Raw genomic sequence first — 14,934 nt, 5'->3', positions numbered from 1 at the left:
GGGCAGGGTGCGTTCCTGTTCGAACAGCTCGTCGAAACGCGTTGCGAACAACGTCCAACCGCATGGAGTTCGACAAGATCGCCGGCGAGGACGGAGACCGCTGTACGGTCGCGCCTGAAGCGGCCGGTGCGCCTATAGCGCCATCCCGATCCTTCTCAAGCGGGTTGCTGCTGCGTGGTGCAATGAATGCCGCCGCCTCCAGCGGCAATGCCGTCGATATTCAACTGAATGACTTCTCGATCGGGAAACAAATCGCGGAGCGCGTCGCGTGCGTTGCCGTCGGCCTGCCTGTCGCCGAACTCGGGGGCGATGACGGCGCCGTTGCAGACGTAGAAATTGATATAGCCGGCCGCAAACTGGTCGTTTTCGTATTTGCCGCGCACGCTGGATGGGCCTTGCAGCACCACCACCTTCAATTTGCGTCCGTCGGAGTCGGTGGATTGCCGCAGGATTTCCAGATGCCGCGTGGTCACGGCGTGGTCATACGATGCAGGGTCCGGATCCAGTCCGGCAACGACGACACCCGGGCTGGCAAATCGCGCATAGAAATCGGTGTGGCCGTCGGTGATATCCTTGCCGGCGATGCCGGGCAGCCAGATGATCTTGCGGACACCGAGCAGGCGCGACAGCTCCTTCTCGCATTCCGCCTTGCCGACCCCGGGATTTCGGTTGGGGTTGAGCACGCAGCTTTCGGTGATGATCGCCGTGCCTTCGCCGTCGACCTCGATGCCGCCGCCCTCCAGCACCAGATCCGTCTCGATGAATTTTGCCGCGACCTCGCCGGCAACGAAGCCGGCGACCTTTGCGTCGTCGCCATGCTCCTGCTTGTTGCCCCAGCCGTTGAAGTTGAAGCCGACCGCGCCGGCCTGGCCTGTCTGGTCCTTGACGAACACCGGGCCGGTATCGCGCATCCACAGGTCGTCGATCGGCTGGGTCACCAGGATTACATCGGGGCCGCAGAGTTCCGCGGCGATGTCATGATCGTCCGCGCGCACCAGCATCTTTACCGGTTCGTGCGCGGCGATCGCCCTGGCTATGCCGGCGAGGTTCCGTCTCGCCACGCCAAGCAGTTTCTTGCCCCATATGTCTTCGCTCGGACCAAAGGCCATCCACGTGGCGGCGTGCGCGGCCCTTTCATCGGGCATGTGCCAGCCATCCGACTGTGCCCGTGTGGCCGCATTGGAGCCGTCCGCAAGCGTTCCGGCCGCAAGCGCCGCTCCGGAAACAAACAGCCCTTGTTTCAGAAAGCTTCGGCGTGTCGGCATTGCTGTCGTCTCCGATGGCAGATGCCTGGTGATGCCTCTGCCTGTGGATAGACGATAGAGGACTTTGGTCGCGCTGGTCATATGAAAAGTGAAAGCCGAGATATCATAAAGGCAATGTCCCGTTATTCGCCCTTGCCGAAAGGATGTCGCGCGGGTCCGGCCATGACTGATGGCGGCAGGTGCCGAGGAGGGCCGCATTCGAACGTCTCGGTAAGCTGTTGGGGTGATCTGCATTCCGATTGACGTGCCGTGCGGCCACGCCTGTCGCTTGGCCACGCGTTAAAAAAGCAAAGCGGGATTGCGTCGCAAATGCTCTTGTTGTACGAACGTTCAACAAGAGCATTTGCGGGTACCTGCCGTGGTACGAACCGAGTTCCCCTTCGCCGTCGAAACCGTCGATCCGTTGTGGATCACGCTGGCCGACGGCACCCGCATCGCCGCCACGCTGTGGCGTCCCCAGACCGAGGGCAAGGTGCCCGTCGTCGTCGAGATGGTGCCTTACCGGCGGCGTGACGGCACCGTGGCGCGCGACATCGATATCCATCCCTGGCTTGCCGGGCACGGCATTGCCTGCGTCCGCGTCGATATCAGGGGCTCGGGCGATTCCGGCGGCGATCTCGCCGACGAATATCTGCCGCGCGAACAGTTGGACGCCTGCGAGATCATCGCGCATCTGGCGGCCCAGCCCTGGTGCAACGGCAATGTCGGCATGACCGGCATTTCCTGGGGCGGTTTCAACGCGCTGCAAGTCGCGGCGCGGCGGCCGCCGGCGCTGAAGGCGATTATCGCCAACTGTGCCACCGACGACCGCTATGCAGACGACATCCACTACATGGGCGGCGCGCTGCTGACCGAGCAGGAGATGTGGTCGAACTTCATGCTGGTGAAGAAGGCGATGGCGCCCGACCCGCAGATCGTCGGCGATGCCTGGCGCGACATGTGGCTGGACCGGCTGGCGGCGACAAACTCGCTCTCGGAAATCTGGCTCGCGCACCAGCGCCGCGACGATTACTGGCGGCAGGGCTCCGTCTGCGAGGATTTTTTCGCGATCGAATGCGCTGTGATGGCCGTCTGCGGCTGGGAGGACAGCTATTCCAACTTCGTGCCGCGCCTGCTCGAACATCTGCCGGGTCCAAAACTCGGCATTGTCGGGCCGTGGTCGCATGCCTATCCCTGCCGTGGCGCGCCGGGGCCGCTGATCGGCTATCTGCAGGAGGCGCTGCGCTGGTGGCGCCACTGGCTCGCCGGTAAAGACACCGGCATCATGAAAGAGCCGCTCTACCGCGTCTGGATCACCGGCGAGGAGCGGCCGCAACCATTCTATCTGCCTGATCATGCCGGCGGATGGGCCGCCGAGGACCAGTGGCCATCGCCGCGCATCGAGCGCCGCACACTGCACCTGAACGCCGCCGGGCTTGGCAGCCGGCCGGCGCCCGGCGTCACGCTGTCCGTGTGCTCGCCGGCGACCGCCGGACGCGATTGCGGCCGCTGGGGCGGCTATGGCGGTTCGTGTCCCGACATGCCCATCGACCAGCGCCGCGAGGACGGGCTGGCGCTGTGCTTCGACACGCCTGCACTGGATGACGATCTGACCTTGCTCGGCGCGCCGGAACTGGACCTGCTGGTCACCGTCGACCAGCCGCATGTCAATCTCGCCGCGCGTCTTTGCGACGTCTACCCCGACGGCACCTCGGCGCTGATGACCTATGGCGTGCTCAACCTCAGCCATCGCGACGACCATGAGCATCCGACGCCTTGTCCGGTTGGAACGCCGTTTCGCGTCAAGCTGAAGCTCAACGACTTCGCCCGCACCGTGCCCAGGGGCCACCGCATCCGGCTGGCGCTGGCCAACCAGCACTGGCCGATCCTGTGGCCGCAACCCAGATTATCGACGCTGTCGGTATCGTGCGGCGACAGCACGGTGATGCTCCCGGTGCGGCCGCGGTCGCCGCGTGATCGCGACGTCCGCTTCGAGCCGGCCGAAACCGCGCCGCCGGTTCCGACCACGACCCTGGACGAGGGCTTCGATCGCCGCATCGTCACCGACGATATCGGCTCGGGCGTGCAGACCATCGCGCTGACCTCCGACCATGGACGCCGGCGCTATGACGACCGCGCCATCACCGTCGCCTCGGCCAACAGCGACACGATGAGCATCCGTGCCTGCGATCCGCTGTCGGCGAAACTCGTCACCGAATATCGCTGGGCGATCGCCAGCGGCGAGGCCGACACCGAGGCGATCGCCGTGACCGAACTGACGGCGGATGAAACCCATTTCAACCTGAGTTGGCGGCTCGAGGCGCGAGAACGGGGCACACTCGTTCACAGCGCCTCCGCAACCCGGCGCATCAGACGCGATTTCGCCTGAGAGAGGGGAGGAGACCATGCTCACATACGCAGTCAAGCGCATCGGTCTCGGCCTCCTGATCCTCATCCTCGTCATGATCGCGATGTATGCGGCCGTCTTTCTCGTGCCGGGCGATCCGGCCACCGTGGCGCTCGGTCCGCGCGCCACGCCGGAGCTGAAGCGGCTGCTGATCGAGCGCATGGGGCTCGACCAGCCGGTCTGGTGGCAGATCATCGAATTCTTCCGCAACGCGCTGACCGGCAATCTCGGCTACGACGTCTGGTCGAACCGGCCTGTCTCGACGCTGGTGCTGGAGGCCTTGCCGAACACGATGGTGCTTGGCCTGACCGCGCTGGCGATAGCACTTCTCATCGGCGTGCCGCTTGGCTGCCTCTCGGTGATGCGGCGCGGAACGGCGGCCGATGCCGTCATCGGCGTGCTCTCGGTGGGCGTCATCGCCGTGCCGTCCTTTGTCGTCGCCATCTATTCGCTGCTGGTCTTTGCCGTGACGCTGCGCTGGCTGCCGGCGATCGGCGCCGGCGAGGCAGGCGATTTCGCCAGCCAGGCCAAGGCGCTGGTGATGCCGGCCGCGGCAATTGCGCTCGGCTGGATCGGCTACATCGCGCGCATGGTGCGCGCGTCGATGATGGAGGTGATGGGCGAGCCGCATATCCGCACCGCGCGCTCGTTCGGATTGCCGGAGTGGAAGATCGTCTCCAAATACGCGCTGCGCATCGCCATCATCCCGACCATCTCGCTGGTCGCCGTCGGCCTCGGCTCGATCCTGTCCAGCGCCGTCTTCGTCGAGGCCGTGTTCGCCAGGCCCGGCATCGGCAAGCTGATCACCGACGCGGTCAACACCCGCAACTATCCGGTCGTGATGGGTACGGTGCTGATCATGACCGCCATCTACGTTTCCATCACCATTGCCGCCGATCTTCTGATCGCGCGGCTCGATCCGAGGGTACGCGATGTCTTCCGTGGCTGAGGCCTCTGCATCCACGCCCGATCGACAACGGTTCGTCCTGCTGCGCGCGCTGCTTGCCGATCCCTTCACCTTCGTGGCGGTGATCCTGGTCGCCGGCTTCCTCCTCACCGCGATCTTCGCGCCCTGGCTGGCGCCCTATTCGCCGGTCAAGATCGACGTGCTGCACAAGCTGCAGCCGCCATCGGCCGAACACTGGTTCGGCACCGATCACCTTGGCCGGGATCTGCTGTCGCGCGTCATCTACGGCGCGCGCACGGCGCTGACGATCGCCATGGTGTCGGTGGCCATCGCCGGCGCCATCGGCCTTGTGCTCGGCCTGATCGCCGGCTACGGCCCGCGTTGGCTGGATGCCATCCTCGTGCTGACTTTCGACAGCCTGAACTCGCTGCCGATGATCATGTTCGCGCTCGCCATCATCACCGTGCTCGGCGCCGGCACGGGCACGCTGATCATCGTCATCGCGGCGACCTCGTTCCCGAGCTATGCCAGGCTGATCCGGGCGCAGACGCTGGCGCTGAAGAACAGCGACTATATCCTCGCCGAACGGCTGATCGACGCAAGCGCGGCGCGCATCATCTTCATCCACCTGCTGCCCAACGTCGTCGGCCCGCTGATCATCCTGCTGTCTATGGACATTCCGGTCGTCATCATGGTCGAGGCGGGCCTGAGTTTCCTCGGGCTTGGCGTGCGGCCGCCGACGCCTTCCTGGGGCTCGATCCTCTATGACGGATACACCTCGATCCGCTCCGCGCCGTTCATGGTGATCTTCGGCGGGCTGCCACTCGTGCTCGCCACGCTCGGCTTCACCTTCCTCGGGGAGGGGCTGCGCGACTATCTCGATCCACGCCTGCAGGCGCGGAGGCCGTCATGAGCGGCTCGCTGTCGGCAACCGGCCTCAGCGTACGCTACGAGACGCCGCATGGCGCCGTGCACGCGCTGCGCCATGTCGACATCGAGGCGCATCCGGGCGAGGTGATCGGCATTGTCGGCGAAAGCGGTTGCGGCAAGTCCACGCTGGTCACGGCGCTGGCCAACCTGTTGCCGGCGAATGCCCGCGTCGAAGGGTCGATCCGCTACAAGGGCGTCGACCTGGCGAAGCTCGACGCGCATCGCCAGCGGCTGTTGCGCGGCGACGAGATCGCGCTGGTCAGCCAGGACCCGATGACGGCCTTCAACCCGGTTCTGACGATCGGCGACCAGCTCCTCGACTTCCAGCATCATCGCAAGGATCTCGGCCGGGGTGAGAAGCGCGCGCGCATCGCCGCCATGCTCGGCCGCGTCGGCATTGCGGACGCCGAGCGGCGCATGCACAGCTATCCGCACGAACTCTCCGGCGGCATGCGCCAGCGCGTCGCCATCGCTGCCGCCCTGCTGACCGATCCCGGACTGCTCATCGCCGACGAGCCGACGACGGCGCTCGACGTCACCATGGAAGCGCAGATCATCCACCTGCTGCGCGAACTCAGACGTGACTACAACGGCATCATCATCGTCGTCTCGCACCATCTGGGCGTCATCGCCGAGCTCTGCGACCGCGTCTATGTCATGTATGCCGGTGAGGTGGTGGAGGGTGGCGAGGTCGACGCGATCTTCCACGATGCGCGCCATCCCTACACGCAGGCTCTGCTTGCCTGCGATCCCGCCCGTTTCCACGAGCGGCTGGACCGGCTGCCGACCATTCCCGGCTCGCTGCCCAGCCTGACCCAGCCGCCGTTGGGATGCGTCTACGCTCCGCGCTGCGACCGCGTATTCGCGCCATGCGCTTCCATTGCGCCGCCTCTGGTGAACCTCGCCGCCGCCCATGTCGCGCGCTGTCATGCGGTGACGCCATGAGCCCGCTGCTCGCCGTCGAGGACCTGTCCGTGAGTTTCGTTCGCGGCGGCCTGCTCAACCGGCTGATCAATCCATTCCCGCTGCCCGGCTTCAACGTCATCGATGGCGTGACGCTGTCGCTGATGCCGGGCGAGACGCTGGGCCTCGTCGGCGAATCCGGTTCCGGCAAGACGACGCTGGCGCGCACCATCCTGGGCCTGGTCAAGGCAGCGGCCGGCCGCATCGTCTTCGAGGGCAGCGATATCGCGACGCCGGCCGACTTCCGCGCCATGCGCCGGCGCTCGGCGATGATGTTCCAGGATCCGGTGGCCTCGCTCAGCCCGCGCCTGCGCATCGGCACGCTGCTCACCGAACCGCAGGTGATCCAGCGCGTGCCGATGCCGGACCGCCGCGCGGCGGCGAAGGCGCTGCTGGCGCTGGTCGGCCTGCCGGCCTCCTTCGTCGACCGCTTTCCGCATGAATTGTCGGGCGGCCAGGCGCGGCGCGTCGGCGTTGCGCGCGCGCTGGCGATGAAGCCGCGCCTGCTGCTGGCCGACGAGCCGACCGCCGGCCTCGATGTTTCGGTGCAGGGCGACGTGCTGAACCTGATCGGCGAGCTCAAGCGCGAACTCGGCTTCGCCGCCATGATCGTCACCCATAACCTCGCCATGATCCGCCATGTCAGCGACCGGCTGGCCATCATGTATCTCGGCCGGCTGGTCGAGACCGGCCCGACGCAAGCCGTGTTTTCAGCACCGCTGCATCCCTACACCGCAACACTCATCCAGTCCGAGCCGATCCCCGATCCGCGCCGGCGCAGCCACAATCCGGCTGTCACCGGCGAGATACCGAGCGTGTTCCGGCGGCCGCAAGGCTGCGAGTTCCACACGCGCTGCCCGGTGGCGCAGGGGCGTTGCAGAACCGAGGCGCCGGCCTACCGGCCTATGGGCGCCGGCCGGATGGTGCGCTGCCATTTCCCGCTTGAGACAGGCGGGCAAGAAGGGGAGCTCACGCGCTTCCATAAATCAAAGGGGAAATTGACATGACTGAATGGTCCATCAACAGACGTGCATTCCTGAAAGCGGCCGGCGCACTGGGCGCCAGCGTGGCGATGAAGCCGGGCTTTGCATGGTCGGCCACCGGCGACACGTTGCGCATCCGCATGGAGGGCGACTTGCAGTGCCTCGATCCCGCCTTCATGAATGGCGGCATCGAGGATGTCATGATGCGCGGCATCTATGTCTCGCTGAACCATTTCGGCGACATAAGGAAAGGCTCGCCCTGGTCGCTGTGGGGTGCGGAAAAGCTCGAACAGAAAGACCCCAAAACCATCGCCTTCACCCTGATCGACGGGCTGAAATGGACCGGCGGCTTCGGCGCGGTGACGGCAGATGACGTCAAGTTCTCCTTCGAGCGCATCGCCGACAAGGCCCTGTCGTCGCCATGGGCCTACCAGTTCGAGAAGCTCGACCGCGTCGAAGTGGTGGACGCCCGGTCGGGCATCATCCACCTGAAGGAGCCCTACCAGCCGATCTTCGTGACCAGCCTGCCTTATTATGGCGGCCACGTCATCAGCCGCGCCGGGACCGAAAAGGCGGGCGGCAAGTTCACCACCCAACCGCCGGCGACATGCGGGCCTTATCTCTTCAGTGACTGGCAGCAGAAGCAGAAGGTGACGCTGACCGCCAACCCTGACTGGCCGGGCCCGAAGCCGGATTTCCCGAAGGTCGAGATCTATGTCGTCACCGACGACCAGGCGGCCCAGCTTGCCTATGAGGCCGACGCCTTCGACTACACCAAGATCGCCATTTCGGCGACCAAGGCGGTCAAGGAGAAGCCGCCGGCGGACACCACGCTGATCGAGGCGCAGTCGACCCGCTATGTCTGGCTGACCATCAACATGCTCAGCCCGCGCCTGAAGGACCTGAAGGTGCGCCAGGCAGTGCAGTATGGCATCGATGTCGGGCAGATCCTGACGGGGGTCTATGACGACCTGACCAAGCGCTCGACCGGCGTCGTCCAGCCCGGCACAAAGTTCGCGCGCGCCAGCAACCTGATCGCGGCGCCCGATTATGAGAAGTCAGCCGCACTGCTCAAAGAGGCAGGCGTTGGCGACCTGTCGCTGACGCTTACGGTGATGAACGATTCCATCCGCACCGCGACCGCGCAGATCATCCAGGCGAGCCTCGAACAGGCCGGCATCAAGGTCGAGATCCAGCCCTATGACGAGGCCGCCTTCTGGGGCGTCGGCGACAAGACGCAAGGCGATGGCTACAAGAACATCGACCTGGCGCTGATGGATTTCGCCGGCGGCATCGACCCTTCCGAAAACCTCGTCTGGTTCCGTCCAGACCAGATCGGCGCCTACAACTGGTCGGGCTTCGACAGTCCGGAATTCGAGACGAGCTACCAGCAACTGGTTGCCGAAAGCGATGAAGCCAAGCGTGTCACCCTGTCCAACCGCATGGAGGACCTGATGGAGCAGTCCGGCGGCTTTGTCTTCATCTGCCACCAGCCGCTGGTGGCAATCCACAAGACCGCTTTCGAGCCGGTGATCTATCCGGACGGCCACCCCAATCCGGTGCTGTTCAAGAAGAAGGCCTGAACGCGCTTTCGTGGACAGGAAGGGCATAATCGATTAGCTGGAGTCCATGACGGAAGCCCAACCGGAAGATGCAAGAAAGAAGCGCGGCGCCAAGAAAGCTCCGCCGCGCTTCAGCCGAGAGCAAGCCGATGTGCGCCGCTCCATGCTGATCGAGGCGGCGACGCGCTGCCTGTCGGTCGGCGGCATCGGCGCCTTCACCATCGATCGCATCTGCAAGCAGGCCGGCGTGTCGCGCGGCCTCATCAACCATCATTTCGAAAGCCTCGATGGATTGCTGGTCGAGGTCTACAAATCCTCGCTCTATGCCTCGGTCAACAACCAGATCGCCGAAGCCAAGCGTCGGCGTGCGGAAACTTCCGATTGGTCGCCGCAGGCGGCCCTTGCCGCCTTGGTGCATTCCAATTTTTCGCCTGAATATTTCAGCCGTGAGAACCTTTTGATCTGGCTGTCGCTGTGGGGCGAGATCGCCGTCAATCCGCGTCTCAAGGCGGCGCACCGCGAACTCTACGATGCCTACCGGGCCGAGCTCGCCGAGGACATTGCGGCGGTCGCCTTGCCGCGCGGCCGGCAAGTCGATGCGCCGGCGCTGGCGCGCAATTTCATCGCTTTGGTCGACGGGCTGTGGCTGGAGTGGTGCCTCGATGAGAGCGTGGTGACGCCGCAGGCGGCGGAAGCTGCCGGGTTCGAGATGCTGGAGGCACAGGTGGGGGCTTTGCGGGAGGGGTAACGATTGGACGTCGGCGCGAGGCACCCCTCTCTGGCCTGCCGGCCATCTCCCCCGCAAGGGGGGAGATCAGATGTCGCCTTCGCCAATTGTCGACGTTGAAGGAGAAGCGCCTCCAATGGATCTGCTGATCTCCCCCCTTGCGGGGGAGATGTCCGGCAGGACAGAGAGGGGTGCCTCGCGCTACCTTCCCCCTCAATTCAGCGGCGAACCACCCTCGCGTTTCCGCCGCTCCATGTAGTCGCGAAGCGCCTCGTCGATGCCGGGGTCGATCGGCGGCTGCTCGTATTCGGCGACCATGCGCTTCCACACGACATTGGCCCTTTCGCGCGCCGTGACCTGGCCGCGTTCGAGCCAGGTGTCGTAATTGTCCCAGTTGGACACCAGCGGCGAATAGAAGGCGCGCTCGTAGCGCTGCATGGTGTGGGCGGCGCCGAAGAAATGCCCGGCCGGCCCGACCTCGCGCACGGCATCAAGCGCCAGCGTGTCGATATCGACCACGGGCGGGTCGAAATAGGCCGACATCATCTGCAGCATCTCGGCGTCGATGACAAGCTTCTCGAAGGAGGCGGTGAGGCCGCCGCCCAGCCAGCCGGCCGCGTGCAGCACCAGATTGGCGCCACCCATCAGGCAACCCCACAGCGACATGGCGCTCTCATAGGCGGCCTGCGCGTCGACCGCATTGGCGGCGGTGACATTGCTGGAGCGGAACGGCACGCCGATCAGCCGGCAGAGCTGCCCGGTGATCTGCGCGGCCTGCGTGTATTCAGGCGTGCCGAAGGCGGGCGCGCCGGTCTTCATGTCGACGTTCGAGGTAAAGCCGCCATACATCACCGGGACGCCCGGGCGCACGATCTGCGTCAGCACGATGCCGGCCAGCGCCTCGGCATGCTGCTGCGACAGCGCGCCGGCCAATGTCACCGGGCTCATGGCGCCGGCCAGCGTGAACGGCGTGATGACATTGACCTGGCCGTGCTCGGCCAACTCGATCAGGCCTTCGGCCATCGGCTCGTCGAGCTGCAGCGGCGAATTGGTGTTGATGATGCCGGTGAAGACGGGCATTTCCTGCGCCAGTCTTTCACGCGTCGTGCCGAGCGAGATCGCCACCATTTCCAGGGCGTCGATGGCGCGCCCGCGGCCCAGCGCCTGTGGCTGCCAGTTCTTGTCGAGCAGCGTGATCTCGGCATAGTAGAGGTCGAGATGCCTGGTGTTCTGGTGCAGGTCGAGCGGCTCGAACGGCCCGCCGCCTTCCTGATGCAGCACGTTGAACGACTGGACGAGCTTGAGGTAGTCGCACATCTCGGCATAGGTGCCGGGGCGGCGGCCGCGATCATTGTCCATGACATAGGCCGGCCCGCCGACCGACGACAGGATACAGTGCTTGCCGCCGACCTTGACGTTCTTTTCCGGATTGCGCGCACGCAGTTCGAAGGATGACGGCGCCATGGCGACGCGCTCCATCACCATGGTGCGGTCGAAGCGCACCCGCATCTCGCCTTCGTCGACATCGCAACCGGCCGCGCGATAGAGCGCGCGCGCCCTTGGCTGCAGCACGCGCATGCCGATCTCTTCCAGGATGGTCAGGCCCATTTCGTGGATCGTCTGCACCTGATCGGCCGACAGGATCTCGATCGGCTGATAGGGCCGCGTCAGCTGCTTCCATGGCCGCTGTTCGATGCCGCCGATCTCGCGCTGCGGGCGGCCGGGTCTGCGACGTGCGGCGATGCGTTCCATGCGTCTCTCCCTGCTTGATGCAATTCCGAACGGAAAACCGCTTCACGCTTTTCCTGGAATTGCTCCTATTCGGCTGCCGTGCGCATATCGAAATCCGTCACGGCATCGACGATCGGCGTGTCGCGGCGATAGGGCTGCCCGCGGCTTTTCGCGCCGATCTCCTGCGCGAGCTTATGGCCGCTGTGCACGGCATGGGCGATGGCGCCCGGCGCCAGCGTATCACCGATGCGATCGACGGTTTTGATACCTGCGGCCTCAAGTTCGCCCGCGCGCTCCGTGAGCGCCTCGAACAGTTCATTGCGCGGCAGCCTCAGCCCGACGATCAGCACCGAGCGGCAGGCAATGCTGCTTTCCTCGCCGGTGAACAGATGCGCCAGCGTCGCCGTCTCGCCGTCGAAGGATTTCAGCAGATGCAGCGTCGTCACCGGCACGTTGCGGCGCGCCAGCGCACGATGCACCAGCGGCAACTCATTGGTCATGATCGTCCATGCGGACGCCTGGCCGGCCGGCGTGACGTAACTGACGGGGATGCCAAGTGCTGCCAGATGTTCGGTCAGCACGCCGCCCATGTAGTAATTGTCGAAATCGAAGACGAGCGTCGGCCCTTGCGGCAACCGTCCGGCGGCGATGTCGTCGGGCGTGAACACGCCGGCACGATCGAGCCGGCCGACCGGGATCTCCATCGAGGAATAGAGCATGTCCGTCCAGCGCGCGCCGGTCGCCAGCACCACGCGCTCCGGCGCCAGATCGATGATCTCGTCCACTCCAAGCGCACTCTCGGGATAGAGCGAGACATTGCCCATCTCTCCGAGGCGGCCGAGGCGATAGTCGACGACACGGTTCCAGGCCGACAGGCCGGGCAAGGTCTTTTCGAAGGTCAGCCGTCCGCCGAAATTGCGGTTGGCGTCGGCCAGTGTCACCTCATGGCCGCGCCGGCCGAGCGTCAGAGCGCATTCGAGGCCTGCCGGGCCGCCGCCCACGATGAGGATGCGTTCCGGTGTGTCGGTACGGCCGGCGCGTTCGGGATGCCAGCCGCGCCGCCATTCCTCGCCGGCGGTCGGGTTCTGGGTGCAGCGTACCGGCACGCCGTCATGCCAGCTCGAAATGCAGATGTTGCAGCCGATGCATTCGCGGATCTCGGCCTCGCGGCCTTCGCGGATCTTGGCCGGCAGGAAGGGATCGGCGATGGACGGTCGCGCGCCGCCGATGAAGTCGAGCACGCCGCGTTTGATCTGCGACACCATCGTGTCGGGCGAGGTGAAGCGGCCGACACCGACCACCGGCTTCTTCGTCAGCGATTTGACGAAATCGATCACCGGTTCATGGCTGCCTTCACCGGTGAAGCGCGATGCCGAACAGTCGGTCGGGCTGGAGTCCATCTTGACGTCGAAGAGATCAGGCAGGTCGGCCAGCAGTTCGATCAGCTCGTGCGCTTCGGAAGGCTGGTTGCGGCCCGGCCGGCCGCGCAGTTCCTCGAGGCTGACGCGCAGCGCCACGCCGCAATCCTTGCCGACGGCCTCCTTGGTGACCTCGATCATCTCGCGCACGAAGCGCACCCGGTTCTCGATCGAGCCACCATATTCGTCGACGCGATGATTGTATTCGGGCAGCAGGAATTCGTAGCCGAGATAGCCCATTCCGGCATAGACATAGACCACGTCGAAGCCGGCCGTACGTGCCTTGCGCGCCGCTTCGGCCTGGCACCGCAGCACCTCTTTTATGTCGGCCTTGTCCATCGTTTTCGGCCTGAGATTGCCCATGAAGCCGACATGCGTGGCCATCCAGGGAATGCCCGACGGCGACAGCGGCGGCAGGCGGCTCGCCCGGTTCATGACCGATGCGCCGCCATGCCATAGCTCCACGCCGGCAAGCGAGCCATGACGGTGGACCGCTTCCGTCATCAGCGCATGGGCGCGGATGTCGTTGTCGTCCCAAAGCGTGGCGAAGGGCAGGGGCGCGTCGTCGGAGCTCGGGTCGATCGAACAGGCGCCGGTGCAGATCACGCCCCAGCCGCCCTCGGCCTTGGCCTCGCGAAAGGCGGCACGAACCCGGGGAAGGGCGTTGGTCATGCCGCTGGCGTGCGGCACCTGGTAGAAGCGGTTGGGCGCGGTGACGGGTCCGATCCGCATCGGCTCGAACAGGATTTCATAGCGGGGATTGCAGGTCATGTGGGCTCTGCGAATATGCTTGTTGTACGATCGTTCAACAAGCATATTCGCGGAAACCGCGGAACGCAATGGCCCAAGTGCCGGCAGGGACCGGTTGAGAAAGGGAAGCACATTCAGCGGTATTGCGGCCGGTCTGGCCTTCTCACGCGATCAGGTCGGGACCGATCTGTCTGAACACCGGCGCGCCGGCGAGCTTCAGGCCGTTGGCGATATCTTCCAGCAGGATATCGAGCACCCTGGCGACACCAGCCTCTCCAGCCGCGGCGCCGAACAGGGCGGCCCGGCCGATCGCGGCCGCGCCGGCGCCAAGCGCTCCGGCCTTGATGACGTCCATGCCGGTGCGGATGCCGGAATCGATGAGGATCGGCACTTGCGCCCCCAGCGCATGGCGGATCGCGGGCAGGGCATCGATGCTCGAAATCGCGCTGTCCAGCTGGCGGCCGCCATGGTTGGACACCCAGATGCCGTCGGCCCCAGCCGCCATGAGAGCGGCTGCGTCGCCGGCATGCAGAACGCCCTTGACCACCAGCGGCCCTTGCCACCAGTCGCGGATGCGGCGGAAATCGTCCCAGCCGAAGCCGGCATGAAGATTGGCGCCGACGCGCGCCGCGATCGTCAGTCCGGCGCTGGTGTCGCCGAGATAGCCGCGCACGTTCTCGAATTGCGGCAGGCCGCCACGCAGCAGGCGCAGCGACCAGCCCGGGCGCAGCATGCCTTCGAGCACGTGGCGAGGCGAGGGGCGCAGCGGGATCGAGATGCCGTTGCGCAGGTCCTTCTCGCGCTTTCCACCCGCCTGCAGGTCGACGGTCACCACCAGCGTCGAATAGCCGTTTTCCCGCGCCCGCTGGGTCAATTGCCTGACGAAGTCGAGATCCCTCAAGACATAGAGCTGAAACCAGAGCGGCCCGTCCACGGCCCTGGCCATGCGCTCGATGCCGGTCGTGGCCATGGTGGAGAGCGTGTAGGGGATGCCGCGCGCCGCCGCCGCCCTGGCGATCGCGATGTCGGCTTGCGGCCAGACCAGGGAGCAGGAGCCCATGGGGCTGATCACCAGCGGTGTCGGCAGGCTCTGCGAGAAGAGCGAAGTGGAGAGGTCCGGTCGCGACACATCGGTCAGCACGCGCGGTATCAGCCGGATGCGCTCGAAGTCGGCGCGGTTGGCCGCAAGCGTCAGTTCCTGCCCGGCGCCGCCGTCGACGAATTCGAAGATCGATTTCGGCAGGCGCCGGCGCGCGAGCTGGCGGAAATCCTCGACCGAAACCAGGCGATCGAGCGAACCCATGTTCAGAAG

At 65.5% G+C, this 14,934-nt stretch carries 11 protein-coding genes; 7 read left to right on the top strand and 4 right to left on the bottom strand.

The annotated features are described in order from the left end of the window. Positions 1–155: 155 nt before the first annotated feature. Positions 156–1,265 (bottom strand): agmatine deiminase family protein, encoded by a 1,110-nt coding sequence (locus tag FFS37_RS23525; RefSeq protein WP_137933362.1) that lies wholly within the window; start codon positions 1,263–1,265, stop codon positions 156–158. Between the two features lie 358 nt (positions 1,266–1,623). Here FFS37_RS23525 and FFS37_RS23520 point away from each other — a divergent pair, with 358 nt between their 5' ends. From FFS37_RS23520 to FFS37_RS23490, 7 genes are read left to right on the top strand one after another with little or no spacing between them, the layout of a single operon-like run. Further along, positions 1,624–3,633, top strand: coding sequence for a CocE/NonD family hydrolase (locus FFS37_RS23520; RefSeq protein ID WP_137933361.1), 2,010 nt, complete (start codon positions 1,624–1,626; stop codon positions 3,631–3,633). Between the two features lie 16 nt (positions 3,634–3,649). Beyond that, entirely contained in the window at positions 3,650–4,600 is a 951-nt protein-coding gene (locus tag FFS37_RS23515) for an ABC transporter permease (protein WP_137933360.1), read from the top strand. Next, on the top strand, positions 4,593–5,471 hold the full coding sequence (locus tag FFS37_RS23510) for an ABC transporter permease (RefSeq protein WP_232375744.1): 879 nt from the start codon (positions 4,593–4,595) through the stop codon (positions 5,469–5,471). The genes FFS37_RS23515 and FFS37_RS23510 overlap by 8 nt, the downstream gene beginning before the upstream one ends. Continuing rightward, entirely contained in the window at positions 5,468–6,433 is a 966-nt protein-coding gene (locus FFS37_RS23505; RefSeq protein WP_137933358.1) for an ABC transporter ATP-binding protein, read from the top strand. The genes FFS37_RS23510 and FFS37_RS23505 overlap by 4 nt, the downstream gene beginning before the upstream one ends. After that, positions 6,430–7,458 carry an oligopeptide/dipeptide ABC transporter ATP-binding protein gene (locus FFS37_RS23500; RefSeq protein WP_137933357.1) on the top strand — a complete coding sequence of 343 codons (1,029 nt, stop codon included), beginning with the start codon at positions 6,430–6,432 and terminating at the stop codon, positions 7,456–7,458. The genes FFS37_RS23505 and FFS37_RS23500 overlap by 4 nt, the downstream gene beginning before the upstream one ends. After that, a complete protein-coding gene (locus FFS37_RS23495; RefSeq protein ID WP_137933356.1) occupies positions 7,455–9,017 on the top strand; it encodes an ABC transporter substrate-binding protein in 1,563 nt (520 codons plus the stop codon). The genes FFS37_RS23500 and FFS37_RS23495 overlap by 4 nt, the downstream gene beginning before the upstream one ends. A 46-nt stretch (positions 9,018–9,063) precedes the next feature. Further along, the gene (locus tag FFS37_RS23490) at positions 9,064–9,744 is read left to right on the top strand and encodes a TetR/AcrR family transcriptional regulator (protein ID WP_137933355.1); all 681 of its coding nucleotides are present in this window, start codon (positions 9,064–9,066) and stop codon (positions 9,742–9,744) included. A 192-nt stretch (positions 9,745–9,936) separates the two neighbouring features. On the opposite strand, the gene FFS37_RS23480 is transcribed toward FFS37_RS23490, so the two are convergent. From FFS37_RS23480 to FFS37_RS23470, 3 genes are all read right to left on the bottom strand, one after another. Continuing rightward, positions 9,937–11,475: a trimethylamine methyltransferase family protein gene (locus FFS37_RS23480; protein ID WP_137933354.1), complete on the bottom strand. Its 1,539-nt coding sequence runs from the start codon at positions 11,473–11,475 to the stop codon at positions 9,937–9,939. Positions 11,476–11,540: 65 nt separating this feature from the next. Next, positions 11,541–13,643, bottom strand: a complete 2,103-nt coding sequence (locus tag FFS37_RS23475) for an oxidoreductase (protein WP_137933353.1) — start codon at positions 13,641–13,643, stop codon at positions 11,541–11,543. Positions 13,644–13,785: 142 nt separating this feature from the next. Continuing rightward, entirely contained in the window at positions 13,786–14,925 is a 1,140-nt protein-coding gene (locus FFS37_RS23470) for an alpha-hydroxy acid oxidase (RefSeq protein ID WP_137933352.1), read from the bottom strand. Positions 14,926–14,934 lie beyond the last annotated feature (9 nt).

The organism is Mesorhizobium comanense (genome assembly GCF_005503535.1).
In the GTDB taxonomy this organism is placed as follows: Bacteria; Pseudomonadota; Alphaproteobacteria; order Rhizobiales; family Rhizobiaceae; genus Mesorhizobium; species Mesorhizobium comanense.
The sequence above is the reverse complement of the archived record's forward strand: the minus strand, read 5'-3'. Positions and strand labels throughout refer to the sequence as shown.

Excerpts from the sequence above, each read along its gene's own strand:
- FFS37_RS23525 (WP_137933362.1), bottom strand. The coding sequence starts at position 1,265 with ATGCCGACACGCCGAAGCTTTCTGAAACAAGGGCTGTTTGTTTCCGGA.
- FFS37_RS23515 (WP_137933360.1), top strand. The coding sequence starts at position 3,650 with ATGCTCACATACGCAGTCAAGCGCATCGGTCTCGGCCTCCTGATCCTC.
- FFS37_RS23505 (WP_137933358.1), top strand. The coding sequence starts at position 5,468 with ATGAGCGGCTCGCTGTCGGCAACCGGCCTCAGCGTACGCTACGAGACG.
- FFS37_RS23500 (WP_137933357.1), top strand. The coding sequence starts at position 6,430 with ATGAGCCCGCTGCTCGCCGTCGAGGACCTGTCCGTGAGTTTCGTTCGC.
- FFS37_RS23495 (WP_137933356.1), top strand. The coding sequence starts at position 7,455 with ATGACTGAATGGTCCATCAACAGACGTGCATTCCTGAAAGCGGCCGGC.
- FFS37_RS23490 (WP_137933355.1), top strand. The coding sequence starts at position 9,064 with ATGACGGAAGCCCAACCGGAAGATGCAAGAAAGAAGCGCGGCGCCAAG.
- FFS37_RS23480 (WP_137933354.1), bottom strand. The coding sequence starts at position 11,475 with ATGGAACGCATCGCCGCACGTCGCAGACCCGGCCGCCCGCAGCGCGAG.
- FFS37_RS23475 (WP_137933353.1), bottom strand. The coding sequence starts at position 13,643 with ATGACCTGCAATCCCCGCTATGAAATCCTGTTCGAGCCGATGCGGATC.
- FFS37_RS23470 (WP_137933352.1), bottom strand. The coding sequence starts at position 14,925 with ATGGGTTCGCTCGATCGCCTGGTTTCGGTCGAGGATTTCCGCCAGCTC.